At 77.3% G+C, this 1,057-nt stretch carries 1 protein-coding gene; it reads left to right on the top strand.

Going from position 1 to position 1,057, the window contains the following annotated elements:
• Positions 1 to 1,057, top strand: a 1,057-nt coding sequence (locus ACZ6B1_RS34210) for a KR domain-containing protein (protein WP_468784657.1), incomplete at both ends; no start/stop codon positions are given.

Raw genomic sequence — 1,057 nt, 5'->3', positions numbered from 1 at the left:
CCTGGGTCCGCGGCACCGCCCGCCCGGACCGTCCCGCAGACGGTGCCGCCGTACAGTCCGCCCTGGCCGCCTGGCGCGAACAGGGCAGGCACGAGGCCCTGCTCGCGCTGTGGGCCGAAGGCGGCGACGTCGAGTGGGATCTCCTTGGTGCCACGGGCACCGGCCCGTACCGCATCAGCCTGCCCGGCTACCCCTTCGCCCGCGAACGCTGCTGGTTCGACATCGACACCGAAGGTGCGCCCCGGCGCTCCGCCGCCGGTGACGACGGCGACGTCGTCCTGCTGCGGCCCCGCTGGACGGACCTGCCCGGCGACGGGACCGCGGCGCCCGGCGAGCCGTTCGCCGAACGGCACGTCGTCGTCCTCGGCCGGATCGGCGCCGCGGACCGCGAGGCCCTGATCGCCGCGCTGCCCGCCGGTACGCACTGCACCGTCGTCGAACCGGCCGACGGCCCCCTGGACGAGCGGTACACCGACGCGGCGCGCCAGGTGTTCACCCTGACCCGCGATCTGCTGCTGCGTGGTGTCCGGCGGCCCACCCTGCTCCAGGTCGCCGCCGTGGGCACCGCCGGGGACGACACCGCCGCCTGCCTCGGCGGTCTGGCGGGGCTGCTGCGCACGGTCCATCTGGAGAACCCGCGGCTGCACACGCAGTACGTGGAGTGCCTGGACGGCGCCGACCCGGCCACCGTCGCCGCCCGCCTCGCCGCCGAGGCGGCCACCGGCCCGGAGCCGGAGGTGCGCCACCGGGACGGCCGCCGGCTGGTCCGCCGTCCCACCGAGGTCCCGCTGCGGCCCGCGCCGACGCCCTGGCGGGAGGGCGGCGTCTACCTGGTCACCGGCGGAGTCGGCGGGTTGGGCCTCATCGTGGCCCGGGACATCGCCGCCAACGTCGGCTCGGCCACCGTGGTCCTCACCGGGCGTTCCCCGCTGACCGACGCCCAGCGGGCCGAGCTGGACGCCCTGCGCGCCGCCGGCCTGACCGTCGACCACCGGCGCGCCGACGTCAGCGACCGCGACGCCCTGACCCGTCTGCTGGCCCATGTCGCCGACGAGCA

It is taken from the genome of Streptomyces sp. NPDC041129, assembly GCF_055592265.1.
The sequence above is the reverse complement of the archived record's forward strand: the minus strand, read 5'-3'. Positions and strand labels throughout refer to the sequence as shown.